A 14,254-nucleotide genomic window follows, 5' to 3' on the forward strand; every position below is an offset into this window, starting at 1 on the left:
CGCGGAAACCCTGGAGCCAGTGATGATCCCATTGTTCAGCGTGTCGATGTCCCCCGAGGCCCCCGCCGCGGCCGCCCAGGTCCTGGGCAGCGGAAGGATCGGCCAGGGCGCCAAGGTCGAGGAGTTCGAGAGGGCACTGGCCGACAGGATCGGCAACCCCCGGGTGACCACGCTCAACAGCGCCACCGCCGGGCTGCAGCTCGCCCTGCACCTGGTCGCCGGCGACCGCAGCGAGAAGGGCGACCCCGAGGGCGAGGTGCTGTCCACGCCGCTGACCATGGAGGCCACCAACTGGGCCATCCTGGCCAACCGGCTGCGCATCCGCTGGGTCGACGTCGACCCGGCCACCCTCAACGTCGACCTGGACGACCTGGCCCGCAAGATCTCGCCCCGGACGCGCGCCATCATGGTCGTGCACTTCGCCGGCTACCCGGTCGACCTCGACCGGCTCGGCCAGATCCTCGACGAGGCCGAGGCCAGGTTCGGCTTCCGGCCGGCGGTGATCGAGGACTCGGCGCACGCCTGGGGGGCCACCTACCACGGCAGCCCGATCGGCACCCACGGCAACATCTGCGTCTTCAGCTTCCAGGCCATCAAGCACCTGACCTCCGGCGACGGCGGCGCGCTCGTGCTGCCCGACGACGAGCTGCACCGGCGGGCCGGGCTGCTGCGCTGGTTCGGCATCGACCGCACGGCCGACCGGCTGCGCAACCCGCCCGACGTCGCCGAGTGGGGCTACAAGATCCACATGAACGACATCAACGCCTCGATCGGGCTGGCCAACCTGGCGGCCGTCGACGGGGTCCTGGCCAGGCACCGCGACAACGCCGCCTTCTACGACCGCGAACTCGCCGGGATCCCCGGTCTGGAGCTGACCGAGCGGGCCGGTGACCGGGAGTCGTCCTTCTGGATCTACCCCATGAAGGTGGAGGACCGGGAGTCGTTCATGAAGCGCATGGACGACGCGGGGATCATGGTCAGCAATGTGCACGAGCGCAACGACCTGCACACCTGCGTGCGCGACTACTCGGCCCTGCTGCCCAACCTCGAACGCGTCGCCCCGCGGATCGTCTGCGTGCCCGTCGGCTCGTGGGTCACCGACGAGCAGCGCGAGCACGTGGTCACCACGATCAGGAAGGGCTGGTGACGGCCCTTCCGCCCGCGGGGCCGGGCGCGCGAGGGCGCCCGGCCCCCCGCGACCTCCGGGAGCCGCGGCCTTGCCCGGGCCGCCGTTCCCGGCGGACCCCGCGCCGGGCGGCCGTTTCCGGCAACACCGGCAACACCGACATCGGCATCAATGCCGGTGCCGACATCGACTCCGGCACCGGCATTGACGTCGACACCGACACCGACATCGGTACCGACTCCGGTACCGGTACCGACTCCGGTGCCCACATCGACTCCGGCACCGGCGTCAACGCCGACTCCGGTACCGGCACCGACACCGACATCGGCACCGGTACGCCGGCCCGGTGAGGGAGGTTCACATGTCCATCGCCCCCAGCGTCAAGGGAACCCTCGCGTTCGGCGAGCACAAGACCTGGTACCGGGTGACCGGTACCCCCGGGTCCGGGAAGCCGGCGCTGGTCGCCCTGCACGGCGGGCCGGGCAGCACGCACGACTACCTGGTGGGCCTGGCCGTGCTCTCCGAGGCCGGCTGGCCCGTCGTCCACTACGACCAGCTGGGCAACGGCGGCTCGACCCACCTGCCCGGCGCGGACGCGGGCTTCTGGACGCCGCGGCTCTTCCTCGACGAGCTGGACAACCTGCTGCGCGGCCTGGGCGTGGACGACGACTACGTGCTGTTCGGCCAGTCGTGGGGCGGCCTGCTGGCGGCGGCGCACGCCTCCGCCAGGCCGGAGGGGCTGCGCGGCCTGGTGGTCGCCAACGCGCCCGCCTCGTACCCGCTGTGGCTGAGCGAGATGCGGGTCCTGCGCGACCGGCTGCCGCCCGGCGTCGACGACACGCTGCGCCGGCACGAGGCCGCCGGCACGACGGACTCCAAGGAGTACTTCGACGCCATGATGGTCTTCTACAACCGCCACGTCTGCACGCTGGACCCGTGGCCGCGCGAGTTCCTCGCGACCTTCATGGAGATCTACAACAACCCCGCCGTCTACTACGCGATGAACGGGCCGAGCGAGTTCCACGTGATCGGCTCGCTGCGCGACTGGGGGGTGGTCGACCTCCTGCCCGACATCGCGGTGCCCACCCTGGTGATCTCCGGCCGGCACGACGAGGCCACCCCCGTCACGGTGCGGCCGTACGCCGACCTCATCCCCGGTGCGCGCTGGGAGATCTTCGAGAACTCCAGCCACACGCCGCACCTGGAGGAGCCGGAGCGCTTCACCGCGGTCATGACCGAGTTCCTCAAGAGTTTGGAATAGCCATATGGAGACCGGCGCCAAGGCCGCCACCGCGATCGTCTTTCCCGGTATGGGCCCCACGAAGTTCACCGACGTCGCCGCGTTCATGCTCGACAACCCCTCCGCGCGGAGGCTGGTCGCGCTCGCCGACGACGCGCTCGGCTACTCGCTGACCGGCCGCTTCCGCGACTCGGGCAACGACTACACCGAGGCGGCGCAGGTCGCGTTCATGGTCAACTGCCTGGCCCTGGCCGACTGGGCCGGCCGGGAGCTGGGCATCGAGCCGGAGGTGTGCGCGGGCCCCAGCTTCGGCGGCAAGGCCGCCGCGGCCTACTCGGGGGCGCTGTCCTTCGAGGACGCCGTGCGCATGACCGCCGGGCTGGCCCGCCGCACCGAGGAGTACTTCGCCCGCGAGCACACCGACATCGTCACCCACTCCTTCGTGCGCGTCCCCGAGCCCAGGTTGCGGGAGCTGCTGGCGGAGCTGGACGGGTACGGCGAGTGGCACGACCTGTCCTGCCACATCGACCACGACTTCCACATGCTGTCGCTGCGCGAGGGGCGGGTGGAGTGGCTGCAGGAGCGGGTCCGCTCGGTCGGCGGCCTCTCGCTCTACACGATGCGGCCCCCGATGCACTCGGCCGCGTTCGAGCCGCTGCGGCGCAGGGCGGCCGAGGAGGTGCTCGACGGCCTGAGCTTCGCCGACCCCCGCCTGCCGGTCGTCGACGACCACGACGGGACGGTGCTGACGACGGGGGAGCAGGTGCGGACGATGCTGCTCGACGGCTTCGTGCGGGCACTGCGCTGGCCGGACGTGGTGGCCGCCCTGCGGGGGCTCGGCGTGGCCAGGGTCTGCGTCGCCGGTCAGGACAGCCTGTTCGGGCGGGTGCCGGTGACGACGAGGAACTTCACCGTCGTCCCGGTGAACCCGCGGGTGGCGATGGCGCCGCAGCCGGCGCGGCCCTCCGGTGCCTGAGGGGGCCCGCGGGTGAGGGGGGACGTGCGCGAGACGAGCGGCTCACCGTACTCGTCCGAGGGGGCCCGTCCGAGAGGGGCCCGCGGGTCCGGGGGGGACGTGCCCGCGGGCCCCGGCGGATCAGGCGACGGGCCTGAGCATCCCGGACAGGGTCTTCCAGAGCGTTCCGGGGGTCTCGAAGGTCTCCATGGTCAGCGCGTCGTCCTGGAACCGCACGCCGTACTCCTCCTCCAGCGTGGCCAGGAGTTCGACGATGGCGAGCGAGTCGAGCCCGAAGCCCGCCAGGTTGCCGTCCTCGCCGAGCTTCTCCTCGGGGGGCAGAAAGGGGAGCTGCCGGCGCAGGATCTCCTCGAAACGATCGTCCCACATGGCAATCGATTTCCCTTCTCAACGGTGGTCGCGATGAGGGGGCGCGCGAAGAACAACGGCGACCGGGGTCGCGTTTCTCGGAACTCGCCCCTGGGGCGGCGCCCGTATCGGGCACTACTGCGGATTCAGCCCCTCTTCCGCCGAATGTAGCGCGCGCCCGCGCGGGTGTCCACCATTCCCGCCGGAATTCACTGAATTAATCCGGTGCTTTCCGTGAGGTGTATCCGAATAATTATGGGCGCTCATCGAGATCCGAGGACGGAAATGAACACAGAAACCTCCCACGCGCTCTACTCGCGTTTTCTGCGCGGCCTGGAGGCGTCCCCCGAGGGGGTCGCCTTCCGCGTCGGCGGCACCGCCGTCACCTACGCCGAGGCCCACCGCTCCGCGCTGCTGTGGGCGGGGGCGCTGCTGCGCTCCACCCCCGCCCCGCCGGGGGCCGTAGGGGTGCTCGCCGTCAAGGGCGCCACCTCCTACGTCGGCATCCTCGCCGGCCTGTTCGCCGGGGTGACCGTCGTGCCGCTGCAGCCGGACTTCCCCGCCGCCCGCACCCGGCAGATGATCGAGGCCGCCGGGGTCTCCGCGCTGGTCGTCGACGACCGGGGCGCGGCGCGGGCCGCCGAACTGCGGGCAGGGGGGCTGGACGTCGCGGTCCTGGACCCGGGGGCCACCGCCCCCGACCCCGCGCACGCGCTCGCGAGCCCCCGTCCCGTCGACCCCTCCGACGTGGCGTACGTGCTGTTCACCTCGGGGTCCACCGGCCGTCCCAAGGGGGTGCCGATCACCCACGCCAACACCGCCCACTACTTCGGCCTCCTCGACCGGCGCTACGACTTCACCCCCGGGGACGTCTTCTCGCAGACCTTCGACCTGACCTTCGACTGCGCGATGTTCGACCTGTTCTGCGCCTGGGGCGCGGGGGCGAGCGTGGTCGCCGTGCCGCCGCACGCCTACCGGGACCTGCCGGGGTTCCTCGCGGAGCAGGGCGTCACGGTGTGGTTCTCCACGCCGAGCGCCATCTCGATGGTCCGCAGGACCAGCGGCCTGCAACCGGACGCGCTGCCCGGCCTGCGCTGGAGCCTCTTCGCCGGAGAGGCCCTGAAGTGCGCCGACGCCGCCGACTGGCAGCGGGCCGCCTCCTCCTCCACGCTGGAGAACCTCTACGGGCCGACCGAGCTGACCATCACCATCACCGGCCACCGCTGGGACCCGGAGACCTCGCCCGGCCTGGGCGTCAACGGCATGTCGCCGATCGGCACCGTCAACGACGGGCACGACCACCTGCTCCTGGACGACCGGGGCAGGCCAGACCCCGACGAGGGCGAGCTGTGGATCACCGGGCCGCAGGCCACCCGCGGCTACCTCGACCCCACCGACGACAAGGACCGGTTCGTCGAGCGCGACGGGCGCACCTGGTACAACACCGGCGACCGGATCCGCCGCGCGCCCAACGGCGAGCTGGTCTACCTGGGAAGGGCCGACGCCCAGGTGCAGGTCCAGGGCTGGCGGGTGGAGCTCGCCGAGATCGACCACGCCCTCCGCCTGTACGGGGGGGTCGAGGACGCGGTGACCGTGAGCGGCACCATCAACGGCGTCACCGAGCTGGTCGTGTTCTACACCGGGACGCCCGTGCGCCCGGCGGACCTCGCCACCCGGCTCCGCGACATCCTGCCGCCGGGCATCATCCCCCGCCACTACTGGCACCTGGACGAGCTGCCGCTGAACCCCAACCGCAAGGTCGACCGCGCCGGCCTGCGCGACCGGGCCGCCGGCCTGCTCGTCAACGGGGGAAGGCCGCGGCCCGCGTGACGCGGCCCGCATGACGCGGCCCGGGGCCGGTGACGGCGTTCCCGCCGGCACCGGTTCCCGCTCCGGCTCCGACGCCGGTCGCGGCCCCGAATCCGCGCGGCCCGCGACGCCGGGGTTTCCGCAAAGGCACCCCCGCAAAGGCGCCCCCGTGAAAGCGGCCACGGAAAGGGACCCCAGAAAGGAACCCCAGTGCCGGAACACACCCCCCGGACTCTTAGGGGGGCGTAGGGGGTGGGGGTCGCGAGGAAACCCGAGGTACCGTTTCCGTGGATTTGTCTGGTCCAATCGTGAAGCAAATGAATGGGCCGCCGGAAATAATTCCCTTTTTCTTTTCCAGGGACGGGAGAGTCACGTTGGACGGCTTGATTCCCGGGGCGCCGCCCCTGCGGTCGGATCTCATACACAATCTGCTGGACGACGCCGCGGCCGCGAGGCCCGTCGACGCCGCGGTCCGCGACTCGCGGGGCGGCTGGGACTACCGGCGGGTCGAGGAGCTCAGCCACGCCTTCGACGGCTGGCTGGCGGACCGGGGGGTCGGCCACGGCGACCGGGTCATCGTCCAGCTTCCCAACCGGCGGGAGATGGTCCCCATCGTCTACGGCGTCTCCAGGCGCGGCGCCGTCCTCGTACCGCTGAACCCCGGCATGAAGCCCTTCCACCTGCGGTCGGTCCTGGAGGACTCCGGGCCCGCCCTGGTCATCGGATCCGGGGAGTCCGGCGAGACCGTACGGGACCTCGCCACCGTGCCCGTGCACGACATCGACGACATCTGGGCCGAGGTCGAGGAGCTGGCCGGCCGGCCCGCCGGGCACGAGCCGGTCAAGGTCGTGCCGGAGGACGTCGCGATCCTCATCTACACCTCGGGCAGCACGGCCGCGCCCAAGGCGGTCGTGTGCCCGCACGCGCGGGTCACCTACGCCGCCTCCGCCATCAACGCGGTGCTCGGCTACCGGCCGGACGACGTGGTCTTCTGCCGCCCGCCGATGTCCTTCGACTACGGCCTGTACCAGATCTTCCTGTCGGCCCTCGGCCACGCGGAGCTGGTGCTGGCCGGGGACGGCCCCGACCTGGTGCTGCTCGCGCAGATCCGCGACTGCGGCGCCACCGTCGTCCCGGTCGTGCCCTCCCTGGGCTCGATGATCGCGACGCTGGCCAGGCGCGCCCCCGGCTCCGCGCCCGCCGTGCGGATGTTCACCAACACCGGGGCGGCGCTGCCCGCCGCGACCATCGACAGCCTGCACGAGTCCTTCCCCGGGGCTCGGGTGGTGCGGATGTACGGCATCACCGAGTGCAAGCGCGTCACGATCATGGAACCGGAGCTGGACCGGGAGCGCCCCGGCGCGTCCGGCCGGGCGCTGCCGGGCACCCGGGTGCTGATCCTGGACGGCGAGGGCCGCCCGCTGCCCGCCGGCGAGGTCGGGGAGATCGTCGTCGCCGGGCCGAACGTGATGGCCGGCTACTGGCGCGACCCGGCGCTGACCGCGCGCGCCTACCGCCCCGACCCCGAGACCGGCGAGGCGCGCCTGCACACCGGCGACTACGGCCGGCTCGACGAGGACGGCTACCTCTACTTCCAGGGACGCCGCGACGACATGTTCAAGCGCAAGGGCACCCGGATGAGCACCGTGGAGATCGAGGCCGCCGCGATGGACATCCCCGGCGTCCGGGCGGCGGTGGCCCTGCCCCCCGACGAGAACCGCGACCTCGTGGTGTTCGTCGAGAGCGACCTGGCCCCCCACGCGGTGCTGCGCGAGCTCGCCCTGCGGCTGGAACCTCCCAAGGTGCCCGCCGCCTGCCACGTGCTGGAGAAGTTCCCCCTCACCCTCAACGGCAAGAACGAGCGCAAGCGGCTGACGCTGCTGCTGGAGGACGCGCGATGAGCAGGAACGCGGATCTCGTCGCGCGGTACGGCTCCCCGCTGTACGTCTACGACCTCGACCGCGTCACGGCCGCCCGTGACGCCCTGCTGTCCTCGCTGCCGGAGAACTTCAAACTGTTCTTCTCCTTCAAGGCCAACCCCCACCCGGAGATCGCCCGCGCGCTGCGCGGCGACGGGGAGCGCGGCTGCCTGGCCGAGATCAGCTCGACCGGGGAGCTCACCGCCGCGCTGGAGGCCGGTTTCCACGGCTCCCAGATCCTCTACACCGGTCCCGGCAAGACCTACGAGGAGCTGCGGACCGCGATCCGCGCCGGGGTGGCCTCGTTCTCCGTGGAGTCGCCGACCGACCTGCGGCACGTGGGCGAGGTGGCGACCGAGCACGGCGTGGAGGTCGACTGCCTGCTGCGCGTCAACAGCGCCACGTCGAGCGCGGCCACCAGCATCAGGATGACCGGCACGCCCTCCCAGTTCGGCATCGACAGCGAGACGCTGCCGGAGCTGATGCCCGAGCTGAGCGCGGTGCCCGGCACCCGGCTGGCCGGGGCGCACCTGTTCTCGCTGAGCAACGCCAAGGACGAGGAGAGCCTCGTCGGGGAGTTCCGCCACACCATCTCGGTCGCCGCGGGGATCCAGCGGGAGACGGGCCTGCCCATCCGCCTCCTGGACATCGGCGGGGGCTTCGCCGCCCCGTACCTGTCGCCGGGGGAGCGGCCCGCGTACCCGAACCTCCGCGCGGAGCTGGAGGTCATCCTCGACGAGCACTTCCCGGGCTGGCGCGAGGGCGTCCCGGAGATCGCCTGCGAGTCCGGCCGCCACCTGGTCGGGGACTCCGGCGAGCTGCTGTGCACCGTGGTCAACGTCAAGGAGAGCCGGGGCCGCAAGTTCGTCATCCTCGACGCCGGCATCAACACCCTCGGCGGCATGTCCGGCCTCGGACGGCTGCTGCCGGTGTCGGTGCGGCTGGACGACGACGCCCTGCCCGAGGGGGCCGACCCCGGCGAGCTGGAGGTCGCGACCCTCGCGGGCCCCCTGTGCACCCCGGGCGACCTCCTCGGCAAGAACGTGCGGCTGCCGGTGCTCAAGGCCGGCGACGTGGTGAGCATCCCCAACGCCGGGGCGTACGGGATGACCGCGAGCCTGCTGATGTTCCTCGGGCGCCCGGCGCCCGCCGAGGTCATCACGCGCGGCGGCGAGGTCGTGTCCGCCTCCCGCGTCGAGTTCGTCCGGAAGTACAGCTGACCCACCCGGGCGCGCGGCCGGATCCCGGCCGCGCGGCCCGGCGGGGCCGTCCCGCGCCAAGGCGGGCGGCCCAGGCGGATTTCGAAGATCAATACGGCTTTTTCACACGACGTGGAGTGGACGGATGAGCGAGTCCGAGCAGTTCGTTTCTGGCACCTCCGGCGCGGCGGGCGGCGGGCGGGGAGAACCCTCGGCGTTCGAGTTCCCCCGGGCGGACCTCCCCGCGGAGCGGCAGCTCGGCTTCCTGGTCGAGCTCGTGCACGACCTGACGGTCGAGATCCTGCGCACCGTGCTGCCGTACGCGCCGGACGTCGTCGACCCCCACCAGGCGTTCCGGGAGATGGGCTTCGACTCGCTGGCCGCCGTCGAGCTGCACGACCGGCTGGCCGAGACGATCGGCGCGGAGCTGCCGATGACGCTCGCCTTCGACCACCCCACCCCCGCCGCCATCGCCGTGTACCTGTTCACCGAGGTCTTCGACATGGCCGCCGAGGAGACCTCCGAGGTCCGCGCGACCGTCGGCTCCGACGAGCCGATCGCCATCATCGGCATCGGCTGCCGCTACCCGGGAGGCGTCGCCACCCCCGAGGAGCTGTGGCGCATCGTCAGCGAGGGCACCGAGACGACCACCGGATTCCCCACCGACCGGGGCTGGGACCTGGAGCGGCTCTTCGACGACGACCCGGAGAAGGCCAACACCACCTACGCCCGCGTCGGGCACTTCCTGCACGACGCCGCCGAGTTCGACCCCGACTTCTTCGGGATCAACCCGCGCGAGGCCGTCGCGATGGACCCGCAGCAGCGGCTGCTGCTGGAGACCGCGTGGGAGGCCTTCGAGCGGGCGGGCATCGACCCGCGCTCGCTGAAGGGCAGCCAGACCGGCGTGTTCATCGGCGCCGAGCCGCAGGACTACGGCCCCCGGCTGGACAAGGCCCCCGGCGAGATCGAGGGGTATCTGGTCACCGGCAACGCCACCAGCGTCGTGTCGGGCCGTATCGCCTACTCCCTCGGCCTGGAGGGGCCGACGCTCACCGTCGACACCGCCTGCTCCGCCTCCCTGGTCGCGATCCACCTGGCCTGCCAGTCGCTGCGGACGGGCGAGACCCCCCTGGCCCTGGCGGGCGGCGTGACCGTGATGTCCACCCCCGGCACCTACACCGCGTTCAGCAAGCAGCGCGTGATCGCCGCCGACGGCCGCTGCAAGGCGTTCTCCTCCTCCGCCGACGGCACGGGCTTCTCCGAGGGCGTCGGCGTCATCGTGGTCGAGCGGCTGTCGGACGCGCTCCGCCAGGGCCACCCCGTGCTGGCGGTCATCCGCGGTTCGGCGATCAACCAGGACGGCGCGAGCAGCGGGCTGACCGCGCCGAACGGGCCCTCCCAGGAGCGGGTCATCCGCCAGGCGATGGCCAACGCCGGCCTCTCCAGCGGTGACGTCGACGTGGTCGAGGCGCACGGCACCGGCACCAAGCTGGGCGACCCGATCGAGGCGCACGCCCTGATGGCCACCTACGGGCGCGGCCGGGGCGACGCCCCGCCGCTGCGGCTGGGCTCGATCAAGTCGAACATCGGCCACACCCAGGCGGCGGCGGGCTCCGCCGGCGTGATCAAGATGGTGATGGCGATGCGGCACGGCGTGCTGCCCCGCACCCTGCACGTGGACGCGCCCTCCCCGTACGTCAACTGGTCCCTCGGCGCGGTCGAGCTGCTGACCGAGGAGCTTCCCTGGCACAAGGACGGCGCCCCGCGCCGGGCCGCGGTGTCCTCCTTCGGCGTCAGCGGCACCAACGCGCACGTCATCCTGGAGGAGGCCCCGGCCGCCGCCCCTCTCCCCGGGACCGGGGACGCGGGGGACACCGGGGACATGACCGGGACCGAGGCGTCCGTCGCGGCGCCCGTCGCGGTGCCGGTGGCGCTGTCGGCCAGGAGCGAGCCGGCGCTGCGGGCCCAGGCCGCGCGCCTCGCCGCCCACCTGCGGGACCGCGAGGACCTCGACCTCGCCGGCCTGGTCGACCTCGGGCACTCGCTGCTGACCACCCGGTCCACGTGGGACCACCGCGGGGTGGTCGTCGCGTCCGGCCACGACGAGCTGCTCGCGGGACTGGCCGCGCTCGCCGAGGGCGAGTCCGCCCCCGGCGTGTTCGAGGGCGTCGCCCCCGCCGACGTACGCCCGATCTTCGTCTTCCCCGGCCAGGGGTCCCAGTGGGCCGGCATGGCCGTGGAACTGCTCGACTCCTCCCCGGTCTTCGCGCGCAGCATGGAGGAGTGCGCGGCGGAGATCGAGACCCACGTGGACTGGAAGCTGCTCGACGTGCTGCGCGGCGTCCCCGGCGCGCCCACCCTGGAGCCGCTGGAGGTCGTCCAGCCGGCGCTGTTCGCGGTGATGGTCTCGCTCGCCGAGCTCTGGAAGTCCCACGGCGTCAGGCCGGCCGCCGTCGTCGGCCACTCGCAGGGCGAGGTCGCCGCCGCGTACGTGGCGGGAGCCCTGTCGCTGGCCGACGCGGTCCGCGTGATCGTGCTGCGCAGCCGCCTGTTCGCCGAGACCCTGGTGGGCAGGGGCGGGGTCGCCGCCGTCGCGCTGCCCGCCACCGAGCTGGAGCGCCGGCTCGCCCACTGGCACGGCAAGCTGTCCGTCGGCGGCAAGAACGGCCCCTTCTCCTCGACGGTGGTCGGCGACTCCGACGCGCTGGCCGAGCTGGTCGCCCAGTGCGAGGCCGTCGGCGTGCGCGCCCGCGTCGTGGCCTCCTCGGTCGCCTCGCACTGCGCCCAGGTCGACCCGCTGCGCGAGCGCCTGCTGGAGATGCTCGCCCCGGTCTCCCCGAAGACGGGCGACATCCCCTTCTACTCGACGGTGACCGGCGGCCTGCTCGACACCGCCGGGCTGAACGCCGAGTACTGGTTCTGCAACGCCCGCTACCCCGTCGAGTTCCACCAGGTCGTCCGGACGCTGCTGGCCGACGGGCACCGCGTGTTCCTGGAGTCCAGCCCGCACCCGGTGCTCGCGATGAGCGTCCAGGACGCGATCGACGAGGCCGGGGCCGACGCCTTCGCCTTCGGCTCCCTGCGCCGCGACGAGGGCGGCCCGCGCCGCTTCCTCGCCTCGCTCGCCGAGGCCCACGTCCGCGGCCTCCAGGTCACCTGGGACGCGGCGTTCGCCCCGTACGGGCCGCGCCGGGTCGACCTGCCCACGTACGCCTTCCAGCACCGGCGCTTCTGGCTGGACGCCGCGACCCCCGGGGGCGACGTCACCTCGGCCGGGCTCACCGCCGCCGACCACCCCCTCCTGGGCGCGGCCGTGATGCTCGCCGACTCCGACGGGGTGCTGTTCGCGGGCAGGCTCTCGCTCCAGAGCCACCCGTGGCTCGCCGACCACGCCGCCTCCGGCACGGTGCTGCTGCCGGGTACGGCGTTCGTGGAGCTGGCGGTGCGCGCCGGTGACCAGGTGGGGTGCGGGGTGGTGGACGAGCTGACGCTGGAGGCGCCGCTGGTGCTGACAGGTGGCGGCGGGGTCCAGGTGCAGGTGTCGGTGGGCGCTCCGGACGAGACGGGCAGGCGCCCGGTCGCCGTCCACTCCCGGCTGGAGGACGCCCCGCTCGACACCCCCTGGACCCGGCACGCGACCGGCTTCGTGGCCGCACCCGTGTCCCCCGAGGTGTTCGACCTCATCGAGTGGCCCCCGGCGGGCGCGACGGCGGTGGACCTGGACGGCCTGTACGAGCGGCTGGCGGGCCAGGGCTACGGGTACGGCCCGGTGTTCCAGGGGTTGCGTGCGGCGTGGCGGCGGGGCGACGAGATCTTCGCCGAGGTCGCCCTGCCCGAGGGGATGGGCGCGCAGGCCGAGCGCTTCGGCGTCCACCCGGCACTGCTGGACGCGGCCCTGCACGCCGAGTCGCTGCTGGACGGCGCCGCCGACGGGGTGAGCCTGCCCTTCGCCTGGAGCGGGGTCTCCCTGTACGCCACGGGCGCCGCCGCCGCGCGGGTGCGGCTGTGGTCGGACGGCCCCGGCAGCGTGTCGCTGCGGCTGGCCGACCCCTCCGGGGCCGCCGTCGCGTCGGTGCGGTCGCTGGTCTCGCGCCCGGTCTCCTCCGGGCAGCTCGCCGCCGCGGCCACCTCCCACCACGACTCGCTGTTCCGCCTCGACTGGGCCGTACTGCCCGTGGTGGAGACATCGGGGGAGAGCCGGGCCGTCCTGGTCGGCCCCGACGCGCACGGCCTGCGCGCGGCCGGTGTGGTGGCCGAGGGGTTCGAGGACCTGGCGGCGCTGGCGGGGTCGGGGGTGGTTCCCGACCTGGTGTTCGTCTCCTTCGGGTCTTCCGATGACGGGGACGTCGTGGAGGGGGTGCGGTCGGCGACGCGCCGGGCGCTGGCGGTGGTGCGGGAGTGGCTGGCCGAGGAGCGGTTCGGGTCGGCGCGGCTCGTCGTGGTGACCCGGGGCGCGGTCGCGGCCGGGCGGGGCGAGGACGTCCGCGACATGGCGAACGCCCCGGTGTGGGGCCTGCTCCGCTCGGCCCAGTCGGAGAACCCCGACCGGGTCGTGCTGGTGGACCTCGACGAGGAGGAGGTGCGGGACGGCACCCTGCTCGCCGCCGCGGGCTCCGGCGAGCCCCAGCTGGCCGTCCGGTCGGGCCGGGTGCTGGCCGCCCGTCTGGCGCGGGCCGCGTCCGGCGGGGGGCTGGTGCCTCCGGCGGGGGTGGCCGAGTGGCGGCTGGACGCGCCGGTCAAGGGAAGCCTGACGGACCTGACGCTGGTCCCGGCCCCCGAGATGGGCCGGGCGCTGGAGCCCGGCGAGGTGCGGGTCTCCGTCCGCGCCGCCGGGCTCAACTTCCGGGACCTGGTCGTCACCCTGGGCATGGTGCCCGAGAACGACGAGCCCATCGGCGGGGAGATCGCCGGCGTGGTGCTGGAGGTCGGGGAAGGGGTGGCGGACCTGGCGCCGGGTGACCGGGTGTTCGGCCTGCTGGACGGGGCGTTCGGGCCGGTCGGGGTGACCGACCGGCGGCTGCTGGCGCCTATCCCCGCGGGCTGGACCTTCGAGCAGGCCGCCTCGGTGCCCGGCGTGTTCCTCACCGCCTACCACGGCCTGAAGCACGTGGCCCGCCTCCAGCCCGGCGAGTCGGTGCTGGTGCACGCCGGTGCCGGCGGGGTGGGCATGGCCGCGATCCAGCTGGCCCGCCACCTCGGCGCGGAGGTGTTCGCGACGGCGAGCCCGGCCAAGTGGGAGGTGCTGCGCTCACTGGGCCTGGACGACGAGCACATCTCCTCCTCCCGCGACCTGGACTTCGAGGAACACTTCCTGCGGGCGACCGGCGGCCGCGGCGTGGACGTCGTGCTGAACTCGCTCGCCCGCGAGTTCGTGGACGCCTCCCTGCGCCTGCTGCCCCGGGGCGGCCGGTTCCTGGAGATCGGCAAGACCGACCTGCGTACCCCCGAGGAGGTCGCCGCCGCGCACACCGGGGTCGACTACCTCCCGTACTCGCTGATGGAGGCCGGGTTCGACGGCCTGCGCGACATGTTCTCCGAGGTGCTCGATTTGTTCGGGCGGGGGGTGGTGCGGCCGTTGCCGGTGCGGTCGTGGGATGTGCGGCGGGCGCCGGAGGCGTTCCGGTTCCTGTCGCAGGC

9 protein-coding genes are annotated in these 14,254 nt (G+C 73.2%); 8 read left to right on the forward strand and 1 reads right to left on the reverse strand.

Annotated elements, in window-relative coordinates; genetic code table 11:
* The first annotated feature begins 22 nt into the window (after positions 1–22).
* Genes ACFFRH_RS03930 through ACFFRH_RS03945 form a run of 4 tightly spaced genes read left to right on the forward strand, consistent with a single transcriptional unit; the run spans position 23 to position 3,342 of the window.
* Positions 23–1,147, forward strand: coding sequence for a DegT/DnrJ/EryC1/StrS family aminotransferase (locus ACFFRH_RS03930; protein ID WP_386154195.1), 1,125 nt, complete (start codon positions 23–25; stop codon positions 1,145–1,147).
* Positions 1,144–1,476 carry a hypothetical protein gene (locus ACFFRH_RS03935; RefSeq protein ID WP_386154198.1) on the forward strand — a complete coding sequence of 111 codons (333 nt, stop codon included), beginning with the start codon at positions 1,144–1,146 and terminating at the stop codon, positions 1,474–1,476. The genes ACFFRH_RS03930 and ACFFRH_RS03935 overlap by 4 nt, the downstream gene beginning before the upstream one ends.
* 11 nt (positions 1,477–1,487) lie before the next feature.
* Positions 1,488–2,387, forward strand: a complete 900-nt coding sequence (locus tag ACFFRH_RS03940) for a proline iminopeptidase-family hydrolase (protein ID WP_386154201.1) — start codon at positions 1,488–1,490, stop codon at positions 2,385–2,387.
* A 4-nt stretch (positions 2,388–2,391) separates the two neighbouring features.
* Positions 2,392–3,342, forward strand: a complete 951-nt coding sequence (locus ACFFRH_RS03945; protein ID WP_386154204.1) for an ACP S-malonyltransferase — start codon at positions 2,392–2,394, stop codon at positions 3,340–3,342.
* Positions 3,343–3,462: 120 nt separating this feature from the next.
* Here the strand turns inward: ACFFRH_RS03945 and ACFFRH_RS03950 are convergent, their stop codons facing one another.
* Positions 3,463–3,711 carry an acyl carrier protein gene (locus ACFFRH_RS03950; RefSeq protein WP_386154207.1) on the reverse strand — a complete coding sequence of 83 codons (249 nt, stop codon included), beginning with the start codon at positions 3,709–3,711 and terminating at the stop codon, positions 3,463–3,465.
* 264 nt (positions 3,712–3,975) lie between these two features.
* Between ACFFRH_RS03950 and ACFFRH_RS03955 the strand changes: the two genes are divergently transcribed.
* The 4 genes from ACFFRH_RS03955 to ACFFRH_RS03970 all read left to right on the forward strand — a co-directional run.
* Positions 3,976–5,520, forward strand: a complete 1,545-nt coding sequence (locus ACFFRH_RS03955) for an AMP-binding protein (RefSeq protein WP_386154209.1) — start codon at positions 3,976–3,978, stop codon at positions 5,518–5,520.
* A gap of 353 nt (positions 5,521–5,873) precedes the next feature.
* Entirely contained in the window at positions 5,874–7,400 is a 1,527-nt protein-coding gene (locus ACFFRH_RS03960; protein ID WP_386154212.1) for an AMP-binding protein, read from the forward strand.
* Positions 7,397–8,638: a type III PLP-dependent enzyme domain-containing protein gene (locus tag ACFFRH_RS03965; protein WP_386154215.1), complete on the forward strand. Its 1,242-nt coding sequence runs from the start codon at positions 7,397–7,399 to the stop codon at positions 8,636–8,638. The genes ACFFRH_RS03960 and ACFFRH_RS03965 overlap by 4 nt, the downstream gene beginning before the upstream one ends.
* 124 nt (positions 8,639–8,762) lie before the next feature.
* Positions 8,763–14,254, forward strand: a 5,492-nt coding sequence (locus tag ACFFRH_RS03970; protein ID WP_386154217.1) for a beta-ketoacyl synthase N-terminal-like domain-containing protein, incomplete at its 3' end; no start/stop codon positions are given.

It is taken from the genome of Streptosporangium vulgare (assembly GCF_042428775.1).
In the GTDB taxonomy this organism is placed as follows: Bacteria; Actinomycetota; Actinomycetes; order Streptosporangiales; family Streptosporangiaceae; genus Streptosporangium; species Streptosporangium vulgare.

Excerpts from the sequence above, each read along its gene's own strand:
- ACFFRH_RS03930 (WP_386154195.1), top strand. The coding sequence starts at position 23 with ATGATCCCATTGTTCAGCGTGTCGATGTCCCCCGAGGCCCCCGCCGCG.
- ACFFRH_RS03940 (WP_386154201.1), top strand. The coding sequence starts at position 1,488 with ATGTCCATCGCCCCCAGCGTCAAGGGAACCCTCGCGTTCGGCGAGCAC.
- ACFFRH_RS03945 (WP_386154204.1), top strand. The coding sequence starts at position 2,392 with ATGGAGACCGGCGCCAAGGCCGCCACCGCGATCGTCTTTCCCGGTATG.
- ACFFRH_RS03950 (WP_386154207.1), bottom strand. The coding sequence starts at position 3,711 with ATGTGGGACGATCGTTTCGAGGAGATCCTGCGCCGGCAGCTCCCCTTT.
- ACFFRH_RS03955 (WP_386154209.1), top strand. The coding sequence starts at position 3,976 with ATGAACACAGAAACCTCCCACGCGCTCTACTCGCGTTTTCTGCGCGGC.
- ACFFRH_RS03965 (WP_386154215.1), top strand. The coding sequence starts at position 7,397 with ATGAGCAGGAACGCGGATCTCGTCGCGCGGTACGGCTCCCCGCTGTAC.